The sequence below is a fragment of the Streptomyces sp. NPDC005281 genome, assembly GCF_040607495.1.
Taxonomy (GTDB): domain Bacteria; phylum Actinomycetota; class Actinomycetes; order Streptomycetales; family Streptomycetaceae; genus Streptomyces.
In genome coordinates this window covers 1-15,565 of the sequence record NZ_JBEXGX010000002.1, presented here as the reverse complement: position 1 = coordinate 15,565, position 15,565 = coordinate 1, and the positions used below count along the sequence as shown (strand labels likewise).

At 69.8% G+C, this 15,565-nt stretch carries 14 protein-coding genes and 1 tRNA gene; 6 read left to right on the top strand and 9 right to left on the bottom strand.

Going from position 1 to position 15,565, the window contains the following annotated elements; all coding sequences use genetic code 11:
• Nucleotides 1-18: 18 nt before the first annotated feature.
• From ABZV42_RS02800 to ABZV42_RS02775, 6 genes are read right to left on the bottom strand one after another with little or no spacing between them, the layout of a single operon-like run.
• Nucleotides 19-1,635, bottom strand: a complete 1,617-nt coding sequence (locus ABZV42_RS02800; protein ID WP_355982685.1) for a carbamoyltransferase C-terminal domain-containing protein — start codon at nt 1,633-1,635, stop codon at nt 19-21.
• Nucleotides 1,632-2,501 (bottom strand): AAA family ATPase, encoded by an 870-nt coding sequence (locus tag ABZV42_RS02795; RefSeq protein WP_355982687.1) that lies wholly within the window; start codon nt 2,499-2,501, stop codon nt 1,632-1,634. The genes ABZV42_RS02800 and ABZV42_RS02795 overlap by 4 nt, the downstream gene beginning before the upstream one ends.
• Before the next feature lie 2 nt (nt 2,502-2,503).
• Nucleotides 2,504-3,550: a Gfo/Idh/MocA family oxidoreductase gene (locus tag ABZV42_RS02790; protein WP_355982689.1), complete on the bottom strand. Its 1,047-nt coding sequence runs from the start codon at nt 3,548-3,550 to the stop codon at nt 2,504-2,506.
• The gene (locus tag ABZV42_RS02785) at nt 3,547-4,461 is read right to left on the bottom strand and encodes a sugar phosphate isomerase/epimerase family protein (protein ID WP_355982691.1); all 915 of its coding nucleotides are present in this window, start codon (nt 4,459-4,461) and stop codon (nt 3,547-3,549) included. Before ABZV42_RS02785 ends, ABZV42_RS02790 begins: the two co-directional genes overlap by 4 nt.
• On the bottom strand, nt 4,458-5,702 hold the full coding sequence (locus ABZV42_RS02780) for a methionine adenosyltransferase (protein ID WP_355982693.1): 1,245 nt from the start codon (nt 5,700-5,702) through the stop codon (nt 4,458-4,460). The genes ABZV42_RS02785 and ABZV42_RS02780 overlap by 4 nt, the downstream gene beginning before the upstream one ends.
• Entirely contained in the window at nt 5,693-6,682 is a 990-nt protein-coding gene (locus ABZV42_RS02775) for a glycosyltransferase (RefSeq protein WP_355982695.1), read from the bottom strand. Before ABZV42_RS02775 ends, ABZV42_RS02780 begins: the two co-directional genes overlap by 10 nt.
• Before the next feature lie 186 nt (nt 6,683-6,868).
• Here ABZV42_RS02775 and ABZV42_RS02770 point away from each other — a divergent pair, with 186 nt between their 5' ends.
• The 3 genes from ABZV42_RS02770 (at nt 6,869) to ABZV42_RS02760 (ending at nt 10,869) form a co-directional block, all read left to right on the top strand.
• On the top strand, nt 6,869-8,248 hold the full coding sequence (locus ABZV42_RS02770) for a transcriptional regulator (protein WP_355982697.1): 1,380 nt from the start codon (nt 6,869-6,871) through the stop codon (nt 8,246-8,248).
• Between the two features lie 632 nt (nt 8,249-8,880).
• Nucleotides 8,881-10,200: a hypothetical protein gene (locus tag ABZV42_RS02765; RefSeq protein ID WP_355982699.1), complete on the top strand. Its 1,320-nt coding sequence runs from the start codon at nt 8,881-8,883 to the stop codon at nt 10,198-10,200.
• Between the two features lie 183 nt (nt 10,201-10,383).
• Nucleotides 10,384-10,869 carry a hypothetical protein gene (locus tag ABZV42_RS02760; protein ID WP_355982701.1) on the top strand — a complete coding sequence of 162 codons (486 nt, stop codon included), beginning with the start codon at nt 10,384-10,386 and terminating at the stop codon, nt 10,867-10,869.
• A gap of 165 nt (nt 10,870-11,034) precedes the next feature.
• On the opposite strand, the gene ABZV42_RS02755 is transcribed toward ABZV42_RS02760, so the two are convergent.
• The gene (locus ABZV42_RS02755; RefSeq protein WP_355982703.1) at nt 11,035-11,454 is read right to left on the bottom strand and encodes a hypothetical protein; all 420 of its coding nucleotides are present in this window, start codon (nt 11,452-11,454) and stop codon (nt 11,035-11,037) included.
• A 315-nt stretch (nt 11,455-11,769) separates the two neighbouring features.
• Between ABZV42_RS02755 and ABZV42_RS02750 the strand changes: the two genes are divergently transcribed.
• Nucleotides 11,770-11,846, top strand: a tRNA-Met gene (locus ABZV42_RS02750).
• A 317-nt stretch (nt 11,847-12,163) separates the two neighbouring features.
• On the opposite strand, the gene ABZV42_RS02745 is transcribed toward ABZV42_RS02750, so the two are convergent.
• Nucleotides 12,164-12,466 carry a hypothetical protein gene (locus ABZV42_RS02745; RefSeq protein WP_355982715.1) on the bottom strand — a complete coding sequence of 101 codons (303 nt, stop codon included), beginning with the start codon at nt 12,464-12,466 and terminating at the stop codon, nt 12,164-12,166.
• A gap of 386 nt (nt 12,467-12,852) precedes the next feature.
• Here ABZV42_RS02745 and ABZV42_RS02740 point away from each other — a divergent pair, with 386 nt between their 5' ends.
• Together ABZV42_RS02740 and ABZV42_RS02735 are read left to right on the top strand one after the other, a co-directional pair.
• On the top strand, nt 12,853-13,419 hold the full coding sequence (locus ABZV42_RS02740; RefSeq protein WP_355982705.1) for a thioredoxin family protein: 567 nt from the start codon (nt 12,853-12,855) through the stop codon (nt 13,417-13,419).
• Nucleotides 13,410-13,970, top strand: coding sequence for a hypothetical protein (locus ABZV42_RS02735; RefSeq protein ID WP_356050713.1), 561 nt, complete (start codon nt 13,410-13,412; stop codon nt 13,968-13,970). The genes ABZV42_RS02740 and ABZV42_RS02735 overlap by 10 nt, the downstream gene beginning before the upstream one ends.
• Nucleotides 13,971-14,331: 361 nt before the next feature.
• Here ABZV42_RS02735 and ABZV42_RS02730 read toward each other — a convergent pair whose 3' ends face one another.
• Nucleotides 14,332-15,102 carry a hypothetical protein gene (locus ABZV42_RS02730; RefSeq protein WP_356050712.1) on the bottom strand — a complete coding sequence of 257 codons (771 nt, stop codon included), beginning with the start codon at nt 15,100-15,102 and terminating at the stop codon, nt 14,332-14,334.
• Nucleotides 15,103-15,565 lie beyond the last annotated feature (463 nt).

The following is a 15,565-nucleotide window of genomic DNA, read 5'->3' as shown; positions in this document are numbered from 1 at the left end:
GCAGTCCCCGGTGCGGGGTCAGGACCGTTCGACCAGGTATGCGCCAATGCAGGCCGCGTCCAGGTCGCAGTCCTGGAGTGTGGCGAGCGCGTGGGCTGGGGTCTCGACGATGGGTTCTCGGTCGTTGAAGGACGTGTTCAGGACGACGGGTACTCCTGTCAACTGGTGGAAGTGCTCGATCAGCGCGCCGTAGGCGGGCGCGGTTTCGGGGTCGACGGTCTGGACGCGGGCGGTGCCGTCGACGTGCACCACCCCGGCGATTTTGTCGGCGCGGTCCTCGCATACGGGCGGGGCGAGCAGCATGAACGGGCTGGGCACGTCGAGGTCGAACCAGGTGTCGGCGTGGTCGGCGAGGACGGCCGGGGCGAATGGCCGGAACGGCTCGCGGTGCTTGATCCTGTGGTTGAGGGCGTCGGCGCCGGCGGTGGTGCGGGGGTCGGCGAGGATGCTGCGGGCCCCCAGTGCGCGGGGCCCGAGTTCGCTGCCGCCTTGCAACCATCCGATGACCTTTCCGTCGGCGATCATCTGGGCGGCTGTTTGGGCGATGTTGCTCTCGCGGCGCCATGTGAAGGGTGTGCGGCGCCGTTCGACGAGGCCGGAGCGGGGGTCCCGGTTCAGGGCTTGCAGGATCTCCTCGTCGGTGTATTCGCGGCCGAAGTAGTCATTGGTCAGGGGACGTTTGGGCAGGTCGCCGGTGAGGCGGTGCCAGGCGTACAGGGCGCAGCCCAGAGCCTGGCCGCGATCGGACGCGGCGGGTGGGGCGAAGTAGCCGGTGACCCTGTCCAGGCGGCGGACCTTGTCGGCGGCGACGCAGTTGAGGGCGACCCCGCCCGCCAGGCACAGGTTGCCGAATCCGGTCGTGGTGACGGTCTGTTCGACGAGGGCGCACAGGGCGCGTTCGATCTGCTCCTGGATGTAGGCGGCGGCGTTGATGCCGAGCTCGTGTTGGCCGCGGCTGCCCTGGGGGCCGAAGTCGAAGCCTGTCCGTTCGGCGAGGTCGGCGACCCCGGCTGCGTGGGTGCGGGTGAGGCGTCCGTGGACGTGGGTGTCGACGACGTCGAAGAGGGGGGCGAGGTAGTGGCCCGCGTCGCCGTACGAGGCGAGGGCCATGGTCTTTCCGGCCTCCTGTTCGTGCCAGCCGAGCCAGTTGGTGAAGGCTTCGTACGTCGCGCCGATTCCGCCGGCCCGGGGCCGGGTGGGCGGGTTGCCGCCGCAGCGCTCGATGCCGCCGGGGGTGGCCCGGTAGTAGGTCTCGGTGTCGTTGTTGTTGCCGCCCCCGTCGACGACCAGGACGGTCGCGTCCTGGTAGGGGCTGAGACAGTAGGCGGTGTAGGCGTGGCTGAGGTGGTGGTCGACCGGGATGATCCGGTTGGGGTCGATGCCGAGGTGGGCCAGTCCGGTCTCGGCCCGGGCGGGCGGGGTGCGGCCGATGCCGCTGACGGCGATCAGGTCGATGTCGGTGAGCTTCAGGCCTGCTGCGCGCAGGCAGTAGAGGAGGGCGGCTTGCCAGCCGGGGCTGTAGCGGGTGCGGTTGAGCCGCTCTTCGCCGATCGCGACCATCGTCGTGCCGGTGATCAGGGCGGCTCCGCCGTCGTGGCCCAGGTTGATGCCGACGACGCAGGGGGTGCGCTTCATGAGGCGGCCCTCTCGGATGGGTCGGCGAGCGGGTTCCACAGTCGGGTGCCGCTGGCCGTGTCGTGGCGCAGGGCGCCGAGCTGGCACAGCTGGACGGTGGTTCCGCGGTGGGTGATCGGGTGGGTGAAGGGGTGGCCGAACGCCTCGAGCCCGCCGAGCTGGGTGTAGGCGTCGGCGAATTGCTCGTCCAGTGCCGGTTGCGCGGTGGGGGCGGGTGCTGAGGTGAGGCGGCGCGCGGTCTGGTCGAGACCCGCGTCCGCGAGCACCCCGGCGACTTGCGCGAGGACTGCCTCTCGGGTGGCTCCGTCGGTGTCGATGATGACGGGTTGGGTCGGGCACAGCGTCGGGGCGATGTCGGTGTAGAAGGTGTGCAGCCGTTCCAGAAGGTCTTCGTCGAACCACTGTTTCCACCGGGGGAGTTCGGCGACGTTGCCGCGGCGGGTCAGGCTCTGGTCGGGGCTGACCAGGAGGATCGCGGTGAGCACCGTCTCGGGGAGTTCGGGGGCGATGCGACGGGCGTAGAAGTCACGGGCGGTGCGGTAGGGCAGGGCGTCGTCGGCCCGGGTGGCGTAGCAGTAGGCGAGGGCACCGAGGTGATTGCGGTCGGAGATGATCAGGTGGGTGTCCTTGTCTGCGGCGAGGCATCGCATGGCGCGGGCCTTGGCGAGCTCGTGTCGCAGGAACCACAGGGAGTGTCCGGCCGGGCTGGGGTGCACGGGCGCGGCCAGGCCGGTGGCGAGGCGGGCGTTGGGTTCGGTGAACCACACGGTGTCGTCGCCCAGGGCGCTCACCATGCGGGCGAGCAGAGAGGTCTTGCCCGCTCCGGGCGGGCCGTCCAGGACCAGGACAGGGGCGTCGTTGGCCACGATCAGATGTCCTTCCGTGTGCGGGTGGCGGGGTGTGCGAGGTGCGCGAGCTTGAGGGCTAGGGCCTCAACGCGCAGCGCGAGATCGATGCTGGAGGGCAGGTCGGTGGGATGCTGGCCGCGCAGCCGTGCGTCGATGGCTGCCCACATGGCTGCGAACGGGTCACCGAAGTCGCTGGTAGCGCCGTCGGCGGTGGTCACCCGGGTCGTGGAGGCCGGCTCATAAGGGCGGGCGAAGTCGATGGTCGCGGCGGCGACGGCGTCGGCGAGGTGGACCTGCTCGCGGAAGACCCCTGCCGGGGTCGCTGCGATGACCAGGGTGAACGGTTCGCCGGCCGGGCCATGCAGCAGGGCGTGGACGGACTGTCCTGCCGGGTCGAGCGTGCAGGCGGTGGCGATGGTCCCGGGCACGGCCAGGACGAGTGCGGTCAGCAGGTGGTAGCCCTGCCAGAGCAGGATCTGCAGGGCTGTCACCTGATGGGGTTCGAGGTCATCGGGGATGGGCTGGGGCGGGTCGTCACCGAAGGTGTAGGGGGCGAATCCGGGCGGGAGGAGGCGGCGGCGAGCAGCCTCGTCGACGCCGTCGGCTTTCACCAGCCAGCCGCCCCGGGGTTCAGGGACGTGCGCGAGGGCGGCGTGCAGAGCCGGGTCGTGGGCACGCATCGCTCCGACCTCCAGCAGCAGCCCCGCTTCCTGGGCCCGGGCGGCGAGCTTGCGGGTGCGGCCGACGTCGAGGCAGACGGGCTTTTCAGTGACAACGTGTACGCCGGCGTCCAGGGCCTCCTCGATGAGGTCCTCGTGTACTCCGGTGAGAATCACCAGGACGTCGACGTCCTGCAGGAGATCACCGGCCCGGGTCGCGGTGCGCGGAACGGCGAACCGGGACCGTGCGGCGCGGGCCCGTTCGCCGTCGCGGTCGGCGACGGCGATCACGTCGAACGCGCCCGAAGCGGTAAGGAGGGGCAGGTGGAGGCCGAAGGCGGCGGCGCCGCATCCGGCGACCGCGAGCCGCCACGGACGTCCAGCCGCGCCGACGGATGTGCGGGTCATCGGGTTGCCTCCGCGGGGGTCGAGCAGCGGGTCACGGAGTCGTGGGACAGACGGGCGATCTCACCTGCAGGCAAGGCGCGCAGGTGCGGGTTGAACAGCTCCACCGACAGCGGCCCCGTGTAGCCGCACGCGGTGAGGGCGTCGGCGAATGCGGTCCAGGGCAGTGCCCCGTCGCCGGGGAACAACCGCTCGGCGTCGATGAGGTCGCCAGCGGCGATGCCTGTCGGGACATCGGCGATCTGCACATGGCTGATGGCGCCTCGCCGAAGGTCCGTGATGTGACGTGGGTCGGCGCCGGCGACCGCCCAGTGGAAGGAGTCCACGAGGATGCCCGCGTTGTCGGCGCCGGTCTCGTCCAGCAGCTCGGCAAGCTGGGGCAGACAGTCGACGACGGCGTGAGGGCCGTCGAGATCGGCGGGCAGGGCGCGGCGGACACTGACGGCCTCGACGGCCAGCCTGATCCCGTACGGGGCTGCAGCGTCGGCGAGATGACGGATCCGCTCACACGCGAGGACTCGCGCGGAGCTGGTGCTGAGCGGGGAGAACGGATTGAGGACAGTGGTCGCGACGGTGCAGCCGAGATCGGCCATGGCCTTCAGCCGATGGGTCAGACCCGCGAGGCAGGCACGGTAGGTGTCCGGGTCGATGAGCAGCGGAGCGGGCAGGACGGGACCGGCAGGCAGGATGCCGCTCGCGGCCGCCACCGCGACCCCGAGTTCCTGGAGCAGGTCACGCAGGCGAGTGGCGCCATAGGCCTGGGCCTGTTGGATGGACACCTCGACGGTGGGAAAGCCTGCGCCGGCGGCCAGGGCCAGGAACTGGTCCACCGGTATTCCGGAGAGGGTGGCCGGGTTGAGGCAGGGCACGAAGTGGTCGGCGGCGGCCGGAGTATCCGACGTGTGCATGCTCATGCCGTGGCCAGCTTTCCGTCCAGGAGCTGCTCGCGCAGCGTACCCAGGTCGGCCATGACGTCGGCGATCACACGGTGGACGGTGGCGGCGGGGACCGCGTCCGCTCCCGAGGATTGCACGATGACCTTCCAGGGGTCGGTCAGGTCCCGGCCCGACTGGGAGACGAGCGCGACCGCGCAGGTGAGCCCGGTCTGCTCGTGCAGTCGGCGCGCGGCCTCGGCGGCCGCCAGGTTGTAGAGCTTGCCGACGTGGTAGACGGGGTTCTTGCCCGACACACCTTCGGCGGACCACGGCCGCAACATGCTGATCACGCCGTTGGCCCGGTTGCCGCGGCCGACGACGCCTTCGTCACCGGACTCGATGGACGAGCCGGTGGCGGTCAGGTACAGCTCGGGCCGCTCGTCGACGTCGCGGGTGTTCACGGCGACTTCCACGTGGTGCCCGGGCGCGATCCGGGCCGCGAGTTCACCGATCAGGTCGCGTGCCTGCACCCGCCGGGCGATGTAGGTGTCCAGATCGGGGGTTTCGCGGGCGATCTGGGGAACGCAGGCGGTCACCTGCACGCTGCCGCTGTGCCGGACGACCATGAGCTTGATGTCCGTGCCGTAGTAGGGGTGCTCGGCGCGGAATCCTTCACTGGTCAGGTGCCCCTCGATGTCGAGGGCGAGCCGCTCCCCGATCCCCAGAGGCCAGTAGGCGACGCCAGCGCTGCTGTCGTTGGCGAACAGCCGGTGACGTTCGGCGAGATCGTCGAGAGTGCGCGGCGCGAACCAGCGCTGACGGGAGGCCTCGCGCTGAGCGGTGCCCGGGTCGTGTACGGCGCCGGGGCTGGAGGCCTGGGTGAGACGGGTGCGGACGTCGACCCACCGCTCGACATCGAGGAGCGGCAGCGCGCGGGCAAGGTAGTCCTTCGCCGCGGTGGTGACGATGTCGTCGACCGGGATGGTGTGGTCGCCCAGCGCGCCGGTGATGCGTCCGTTGACCAGGACCTGGACGGGCGCGGTGAGTTCACCGTGGCCGAAGCTCACGTCGGCTGCGCCGCCCAGCAGGGACAGCTTGTCGGTGTTGTGGTGCAGGATCGCCCCGAACGTCTTCAAGCAGTATCGACTGTAGGCGCGGGAGATCGCCTCGGCAGCCCCGTCAGCGAGGGTGTCGGGGTGGCCGGCTCCCTTGCGTTCGACAACCTCGACGCCCAACAGGGCGGATGAGCCGGCGAGTCCGGCGGTCGTGATCACATCCATGACGATGTCTCCTTCTTCACGGGAACCTGGGCAAGGGCGATGGGACGGCGGCCACGCAGCCGCAGGCGGCCCCGCTCCAGGTGGTAGGCGCCGATCCGGGCAAAGTCGCGGGCGCCCTCGACCGCGCGGGAGCGGTCGAGGAACGTCCACCCGGCGGCGAGATTCATGAACGCGGCGTGCAGAGCGGCACGGCCGGCCTGGATCGCGGCCGGCTCCACCCTCACGCTCAGGTGCATCCGGGCCACGCACACGCCGTGCCCGGCGCCCTGGCGCAGGAAGTAGCCCAGCGTGGTCTCCGGCCGGTACACCGGGTGCGAGACGAGAGCGGCGGGTTCGATCAGCGTGTGGTGTCCGGCCTGGCGGGCCCGGTCGATGAATTCGAGGTCCTCGCAGTCGCCCATCCACCGGCCCCGGCGGCCCAGATCGGTCCGGAACAGGCCGATGTCGAGCGCGGTCTGACGGTCGAAGAGCAGGTTGCAGCCGGTGACCCAGTACGGCCACACCGCCAGTTCCCGGCCCTGGGGCCAGTCCACCGCGCCATGACACTCGCGCAGTGACTTCGTCAGCACCACGGCCTGACCGCCGGGGTAGTCCACGCGGGTGCGGCCGCCGACGGCGAAGACGTTCTCCTCCTGGATCGCGCCGAGGAGGGTCTGCAGCCAGCCGGGGTCGGGGGTGATGTCGGGGTCGGTGATCGCGACGTACTGGCCGCGGGCCGCGCAGATACCGCGGTTGCGGCCCGCGCTCAGGCCCGGCGTCGGCTCGTACAGGACCCGCACGGCAAACGGCCAGTCACCGCCAGCGACTGCGTCGCGGATCGGACGGACGGGCCCGGGCCGGTCGTTGTCGACCACAACCGCCTCGAACTTCGCGGCTGGCAAGGTCTGCTTCGCCAGCGCGTCCAGCAGGCCGCGTATCTTGCGGGTGTTGCCGCAGGCGCTCACGACCACGGACACCTGCGGCGTCTCGGTCTCAGGCATCGTGCTCCCTTCACACTCGGGTGGGGGTTCGGGATGCCGTTCATGTCACCGCCGACGCCCCATGCCCGGGAAGGAATTTGATGTTGCGGAGGTGTTGCGGACCCTGCTCCGAAGCCCTGCACAGCCCACCGGGAACCGGATAAAGTTGCTGGTCAACAGGGAGATTGCGTAGGAGGGGGACCCGCGATGCCCGACCATCTGCTATCGCACCCGCTGGCCGCGCTGCGTGCCGAGCTCGGACTGACCGCCGGGCAGTACCTGGACCATCTCGACGACGTCCACTGCGCGCTGGGCTACGGCCGGATGGCCAAGGGCCGGCAGAAGGTCTCCCGCTGGGAGAATGACGTCAACTCCCCCGAGCTGCCCGCCCGGTATGCCATGGCCCGCCTCCACGGCATCCGCCGCGAGGCCGTCGACGAACTCGGATGGCCCGAATTTCTGCTGCTGGCGTTCCCCGATGACCGTCTCGTTCTCGACAACCCCTGGACCCTGGCAGGTACCGTGACAGCAGCAGCCACTGCCGCGCGGGGAGGCTCCATGCAGGATCGACGAGGATTTCTCATCGCCAGCGGAGCCACGCTGAGCGGACTAGCGGCCAGCTGGAGCTTCGCGCTCACCGAACCGGCCGAAGCCGTGCCCCATGTTCTGGCCAGCGCCGCATCCACGAACCCCCGCCTCACTCGGGGGCTGCTGGACACCCTGGAACAGCGTCTGGACGACCTGCGCCGCCTCGACGACGTCCTCGGTGGCGCCCGGCTTCGCCACACAGCAGTTGCCGAGTACGACCTCCTTGAAGGGCTCGCCAAGCAGACCGGGCAGCACGGACCGCTCGAACACCGGCTGCTGTCCCTGCTCGCCGAGTCCGCCCGCATATGCGGCTGGCTCCAGTTCGACTCCGGACACCACGCCCGCGCCCAGCGCTTCTACGTCACCTCGCTGCGCGCGTCCGCGAGTGCCCGCGACCCTCAGGTCGGCGCCAACACCCTTGCCTTCATGGCGATCCAGGTCTACTCCGAGGGAAGCCCCCAAGACGCCGTCGCCCTGGTCCGCACCGCCCAGGACGCCACCGTGCGGCGCTCTACCCCGCGCGTGCGGTCGATGCTCCACGCCCGTGCCGCCCGGGCTCTGTCCAAGACCGGTGACCGCACCGGCTGCTGGCGGGAACTGGACGCAGCACGAACCGAATACGCCCGCGGCCCCCACGACGACGACCCGTCGTGGTCGTACTGGCTCACGCCGGGCGAGATCGAGATGCTCGCTGGATCCTCCGCACTCGACCTCGAAGACCCTCGCCGCGCCCTGACCCACTTCGAACAGGCGCGCCATGCCCAGTACTCCGCCGACGGATACGCACGCGACCACGTCCTCTATCTCACCCGTACCGCCCGCGCGCATCTGCGGCTGGGTGACCTGGATGCTGCCAGCGCCGTTGCGACGGACGCTTTCACCCAGAACGCCACCCTCAACTCTTCGCGCCCGTCAGACGCGCTCGATGACCTTAGAGACGAGTTGATTCCTCACAGGCACGTCCGGACGGTACGGGAATTCCTGCGACTGAGCGCGTGAAGAGTTCGTTGCGGGGGCACCCGTCCCGACGGCCACCGCCGCCTCCCTCGAGGCCGCGGTGGAGCGGACACCTGGAGACGTGTCGACGGAGGCTGCTGTCGCAGGAGCAGCCAGCGGGACAACGGTCAGGGCGAGCAGAGCATGCAGCAGTTTCTTGACCACCCCTCGGGTATAGAGGGACCGGACAGCGGCTCACACGAGAACCGACCGGGCCCTCACTCGAGTGGGCGCCAGCTCGTCGCCATCCGGCGTGAGCTCGTCGGCGTTCCGAGTCACAAAGTCGGACGTCGTGCGGACAGAAGTCTCCCGCTCGGGATCGAATCGGCAGTCTGACGTAGCGCTCATATCCGGATTTCTCCCCGCCGATGGTCGCCAGGACGGCACGATATGCAGGTTGCTGATCCTGTAATGGACGGGGGACGGCGGTGCCGCGCCATGTCAATGAGGCCGAGGCGCTCGAGGTCATGCGCGTTGCCGGTCTCGAACCGCTGGAGCTCAGGCCATCAGGGGGAGGCACGAGGGGGTGGTCGTGCCGGTGTATGCGCTGCGGAAAGGACGTCGCTCCGCACTACGGCACGGTTCGAGCCGGCGTGCGAGCCCGGGGCGGGGAGTATCTGGGGTGCCGGTTCTGCGTGGCGGTCGAACGCGGGAAGCGCCAGAAGGCCGGCATGGCGGCGAAGGCCGAGAATCTGATGCGGGACCACGGTTGGACTCCACTGGCCCCCTACCCCGGTGCGCTGGAGCCGTGGCCGTGCCGGTGCGGGACGTGCGGTCAGCGCGCATGCCCGACGTTCGCGAAGGTCCAGGAGCGAGGGCAAGACCGCTGCGGGAACTGCGCGAGGGCAGCGGCGAGCGCTCGCTGCCTCGAGCAGGAAGCGGAGCGGGCGACCGCGGACCTGGTCACGGCCGGATGGGAGCCGCTCGCCGACTACCAGGGAGTACACAAAGGCTGGAAGGCTCTCCACGCGGCGTGTGGACAAATCCGGTATCCACGACTCGCCGAGATCCGTTCCGGAGAGGTGTGCTGCTCGGGCTGCAACGGATCGGTGCGGGTCAGCGACGAGGAGGCCGCCGAGTTCATGCGGTCCGTCGGCTTCAGACCGCTGGAGCCCTATCCGGGCAGCCAGATGCCGTGGCTGTGTCAGTGCCTGCAGTGCGGCAAGAGCGTCAAACCCCGGTACACCACCGCGCGCAGGGGCACCGGGTGCAAGGAGTGCGGGGTGCTCGGACGGGCGGCCACGCGCAGGACCAACTTCTCGGTACAGGCCGTCGCGGAGATGCGTGCCGTGGGTCTGGAACCGATGGAGCCTTGCCCGGGGACGCTGGCCCGTTGGCGATGCCGACACGTGTGCGGGCGCGTCGTCTTTCCCGTTCATCACCTGGCGAAGTACGGGCGGGGGGTGTGCCGCCAGTGCTCGGGGAGCCCACTGGTCGAACCGTACGAGGCCACCGCAAGGCTGCGCACGCTCGGCTTCACTCCTCTGGAGCCGTATCCGGGGCGGCTGGGCACCCCGTGGCGCATGCAGTGCCTGACCTGCGACACAGTTATGGTCAAGGCCCTCCAGGGGGCGGGCGGTTGCCGTCGGTGCCGTCCCTTCGGCACCAACCACGTACTCCCGGCCCTGGTGTACGTCCTGCACCAACCGCACCTGAACGCCGTGAAGATCGGGATCACCAACATAGGCACGACACGGCTCGCTGAGCACCGTCGGAACGGCTGGTCGACCGTCAGGACCCAGTACTTCGCGTTCGGCGCCGATGCCTGGGACGTCGAACAGACCGTCTTGAACCGGCTGCGCAACGAACTCGGCATCCCTCCGTACCTGTCCGCCGACCAGATGCGCCGTGGCGGAGCGACCGAGACCGCGGACGCCGACCAGATCTCTGCTCTGGCCCTGTGGGATCTGGTGTGCCAGGCCCGCGATGAGATCGAGGCCGAGGCAACGCTCTGATCCAGACCAACACCGGTGACCTGCCGGGCAGTCGGTTGATGACTCGGCCGTGGAGGAGCCGCCCGATGTCAGAGAGCTCCCCTAATCTGGCGGAGTCTTTGCCGTTAGTGATGGTCACCTGGTGCTGATGCGAACAGCCCGGTGGCACAGGGAGTGTGAGTGGGTTCTACGGATGCAGCCGGCATGACCACGCAGGCGCCGCCGAGTGGCCAGGACGTGGTGGCACTGGATGGCGAGGAGTGGCACCAGGCGTTGAGGGATCTCGCCGGATCGGCGTCGTACGACGCCGCGCTGGCCCGTGACGCCGTTCGCCGCTGCCAGGCCGGACTGCTGAGCGTGTCCGACGTGCGCTTGCTGTTGCTCGTGACGGGGACCGCGCCCGGATGGGCGTCGGTACGGCGTGCGGTCATCGAGGTCCTCGCCCAGGACCTGGAGACAGCGCGGCAGGTCCTGGTCGCCCACACCCAGGCCGAAGTGTGGCCGCCCCCGCGGTTCGAAGAACCGGCGCGGCCGCAGGGGGGTGCTGCCGGGGATGTCACCCTTACGGCTGTCATCGGATCCGCAGGGATGTCCATGCCGCGTTCCGCCCCGGGCCGGAACCACCCGGCGCCAGACCGGGCGGCCGCTAGCCGTGGCCGATCAGCGCACCGCAGCATCGCTGGGCGGTAGACACAACCGATCTACGACCTCATCCGCTTCTCATGCACCCGACGGCAACTGCGTTCAAGCAGCACAAGCCGATCTTTGCAACGAAGCGCGCGGTCCGACGGCGGCACTACGGCTGCCGCCTGCCATGGGCCACTTGGCACACCATCGAGGGGCCACGAAGCTGGTTCAGCCTGTCGTGACGAACGCGTCTTGTCTCGACGCGACGGAGTCGGCCTCGGGAACGCGCGCCGCCTCGGCCTCTACCTTGAGAGCTTGGCGACCGTTGATGGCCCTCTCACCACTCAGACCGCCCCAGTAGCTGTGTGCATACACCTTGGCAGCCTCCTCGCGCCATCCCTCCCAGAACGCGTCGTACTCGACCTTCTGCTCCTGAGACCACCCACCGGTAGCCGGCCTGGATGACTTGAACCCCTGCAGAGCACCGCCGTGGGCAGGAACCTCCGCCTCCCAGCCCTCGTGCGGCTCGCGCGACCAGGGCAGCTCTCCCTGCAACCGAAGCAGCTTCGCCTTGGCATCGCCTGCCTCTTGCTGCGCGATGATCAAATCTGCGGGAAAGTCGCATTCGGAGGCGGGGGCGTCGGTCATGCGGTCGAGGATAGACGCAGCCACTGACAACGCCGATCACAACCGAGCCGACTGCGCAGCGCACCCGTCGGGTGACACTGCCTGCTGTCAGCCCACCAGCCCTTGTGCCCGGAATACAGGCGTCCCGACCTCACCCGTGGGACCGTAGACATAGGCGCGGCCCGTCGACATCCCCCGAGCGGCGGGCCACGCCTGCCCGCAGTCGACGACAGCGGGCCGGGTGAAGATTCGCCGCTCACGATCCGCGGTGGGCGCCGCCTTCCTCGGAGACCTGGCCGCGACGGTCTGCGCTATGCCGTAGGCTAGGTGTACCGACGCGGGGTGGAGCAGCTCGGTAGCTCGCTGGGCTCATAACCCAGAGGTCGCAGGTTCAAATCCTGTCCCCGCTACCAGAATCCGGCCCCCTCGACACCAGTGTCGAGGGGGCCGGATTACGTGCCGGGACCACGGGACGGCGACAGCGGCCGTGGCCTAAGAGTGGTCCCGCGCGGCGTGCGAACGGCGCGGGACCACCAGGCCCGCCGTCCTGTCGCGGCCAGCCACGGGCGACGGTACGAGATCTGGGCCGCTGGCGCTTGCTGGCAACACCGGCCAGCATCCGCGGTCAATCGACGGCAGGCATCGTCACTATCAGATGGCGGAGTGTGACGGTCTCAGTGCGGCGAGCGTCGAAGCCGGCCGGAGTCGGGGCTTCCCAGCCGGATGGGGCTCAGAACAGGGTGAGGGGTTCGCTACGGCCCATGTCGAGCACGGCCGCTTCCCTGCGGATTGCTTCTTGGAGACTTGTGGGTGCCACGTGGCGTGCGTCGAAGGTCTCGCTCCATCCATTCGGCAGCTGTACTGCAGTCTGATGGACGCGATGTCGGGCAGTTCGCAGACGTCGAAGAATGGTCTGCTCGATGGTCAGGGCGGCGTCGCCGGTGGGGACATGGTGTTCGTAGAACGCGGTCCAACCGTAGCGGGCGTGCTGGGCGATGCGGCTGCTGCGCTGAACCGCGGCTGCAACACCGATCTTCGTCGCGTGGCGTTCCGCGTGGGTGACGACGTAGACGCGAGCCGTTCCAGCGTGCCCGGCGGTTCAGGGTGACCCGGATGTCGGTGAACCGCTGGCGCCGGGCCGTGGCTTCAGGTGGCCGACAGGCACTGGTCCGCAAGAGCCCCGACGGCGCCCGCTGCAAGCTCGATGGTGCCCAACTGCGTGCACTAAAAGCAGTGTTGAATGCCGGCCCGGCCGGAGATCATCCCCGGTGCCTGCCGAACAGACCTGCCCGTATGAAAAACTGCGGGCACATCTGCCGTTGTCCGGCGGAACACCCGAAGCATCGAAGGCGGCCGCGTGCGCATCGCGGCCGCCCGCGTGTGCCGTGGGCTCGGATGAAAGAGACGACGAGGAGTCACGTGAGACGTCCCCTGTTCCCCGCGACGCTGCCACTGGCCGCAATAGCCCTGCTTGCACTCACCAGTTGCGGCGGCACGGCCACCGCGTCCCACACGGTCCCCGCCTCCGTCGCTGCCACGCCCGCCAAGAAGTCGGCAGAACCGGACACGTCCTCGGCAACCGCCTCCTCCGCGAAGGCCGAGCCCGAATACGACCCGAAGGCGGACGCCGCTGCCGACATCGCGGCCGCCCTGAAGTCGGCGAAGAAGGACGGCCACCCGGTACTCGTCGACTTCGGCGCCGACTGGTGCATGGACTGCCGCGTCCTGGGCGCCCGTTTCAAGGAGTCCGGCCCTTCCTTACTGCTGGCGAAGTACCACGTAGTGAGGGTGGACGTCGGCGACTTCGACCACAACCTGGACGTCGCCACGCGCTATGTCGACCTGCGCACGAGCGGCATACCGGCCCTGACTGTCCTCGACCCCGCTTCCGGCCGGGCCAAGGTGGCCACGAACAAAGGCGAGTTCTCCAACGCGCGCACCATGTCGGCGGACCAGGTCCAGGAGTTCCTGAAGCGATGGAAATAGCCGTCCGAATCCATGCCGTCAGGCTCCGCGCCCGTCACGCGCACCGCGGCGCGGCCCTGACGCTGGCGGCCGCCGTCACGCTCGCGGGCTGCGCCGGAACGGGGACGAGCGACGCCACGGTGGACGCCGCTCCGTTCTCGGCCGGCGGCGTGGCGGTGTCGGTGCGGATCGAGTCCCGGGACGACGGCTTGCGGGTCCTCGCGGAACTGCGGCCTCAGCAGGCGGGCTTTCACCTGTACAGCCTCGACCTTCCCGACGGCGGCGTCGACGGGATCGGCATCCCGACCCGTATCCGTGTCGAGGGTGCGCTGCGGCCCGCGAGCCTGGCGACCACCGACGCCAAGCGACGGATGCTACGCCCTGCGGGCCTCGACGTCCGGCTGCCGGTGTACGAGGACGGCCGGGTCGTCCTCGAACTACCCGTGCGCCGCGTCGAAGGAGCAGACCGCGCGCGGGTGTTCCTCACGTACGGCGCGTGCAGCGAGCGCGCAGGTTGTCTACCACCCGTACGCGGCCGTGCCGTAAGCCTGTCGCTGGGACCGGCGAGCTAGAGATCTTCCATGGCTGATGTTACGGCGGCTGGAAGTCGGGGCCGTCTTGGCGATGAGGCCGTCAGTACTCGGTGCGGGTGCTGGACGCGACCAGCCGTCGTCGAGGCGGGACCCGCCGGGTTCCGCCTCGACGACGGCGGCGGTTCACTGCGAGTTGTCGCTCTGCGGTAGCCGACGGGTCCGCACGAGCAGCAGTTCCACCTGCTGCACCAGTTCCCGCAGCACAGTGGGAGAGACGCTGGACAGATTCGGGGCCTGCCCGTTGCGCCTTCCGGTGGGGGTGATCAGGCCGGGCTAGATCTGTTCGGCCGTCTCGTCTCCACCGCGGGGACCGACCCTGCGGCGCGCTGGGCTCGTGCCGTCATCCGGCATCCTTCGGTTCCGGCACGGTGCTCAGACTCACGATTCTTGCCTTGGCCGTACCGGCTGGGGGCGGACTTGGGACGGTGATGGGCTCGTAGGGCTGCCAGAACGCTGGAGTGCCGTGGCCGCGGTCCCAGTTCGGGGCACCGCTCAGGGCGACGATCCGGTGCCAGGGGATGTGTAGGGCGCGGTGGCGCCCGCCCGGGCTGAAGCCGATGCCCGGCTCAGTGACCGAGTCGAGCGTGCCGAACACGCTGGCCCACTGTCCGGCTCGGCCGGTCGGGCCGCACAGCACGTCGATACGCAGTGTGCTCCAGCTCAGCCAGGACACGAGCTTCTCCAGCAGCTTCAGTTCGCCGGGCTCGTCAGGCACCCAGCAGCCGTGCCCGCTGCTCAACGAGTCTGCGACCCGGTAGAGCCGCTCCTCCTCGCCGACCAGGCGCAGGCCCCTCGCGCCATGGCGGGCGCGGCGCTGCTCGGCCACGGCCGCAGCCGGGACAGGCATCTCATCGTCGCCGTCGCCGGGCAGCAGCGGGAAGGCCCTGCGCAGCAGTTCCCCGGCGGCCTCAAGGTCCCCCGCGCCGCCGGTGACCGGCCCGCCGGCGGTGAACCGCGGCGGGTGGTGCGAGGGCTGAGCGGCCTGCTCCTTCTCCAGCTTGGCGACCAGGTGGGCCGGAGCGGCGACTACCGCGCTGAAGGAGGGCCCGGGAGTATCGCCGCCGCTCCAGGACACATAGTCGCCGACTTCGCGGTACCCGTGGGGGACCACCGGGCCCAGGACGGGGGACGCCGCAGGTAGGCGACCGGTGCATCCCGGGTGCCGGTCAGCGGCCAGTCCCGCACCAGGAGCAGGCGTGCCGTGGCGTCGGCCGACTCGGCCTCGAAGTCCTCCTCCAGGCGCTTACACATCTGCGCGACCGCCGCCGGCCACCACAGCGCGAGTTCGACCACTTCCCTGATGATCTGATGTATTCAAGCGCATCTGGAGGGGCTCAAGTTGAGCGAGTGGCATGTGGAATGGGTACCGGATCCGGAGCGGTGGGGACCGTTGCCGACCGCGGGTGTCCTGGGGGTACGGGACCTGCCGGGGTCGGTGGCCCGGATCGGACTGAAGCCCGGACCTCTGCGACGGCTGCCACCAGGGCCCCGAGGCGACCTGCTCGGTCTGTAGCCGGGTCCGCCCCTGCACCAGCCGCGATCAGCAGGGCCAGCCGATCTGCGCCACCTGCTAC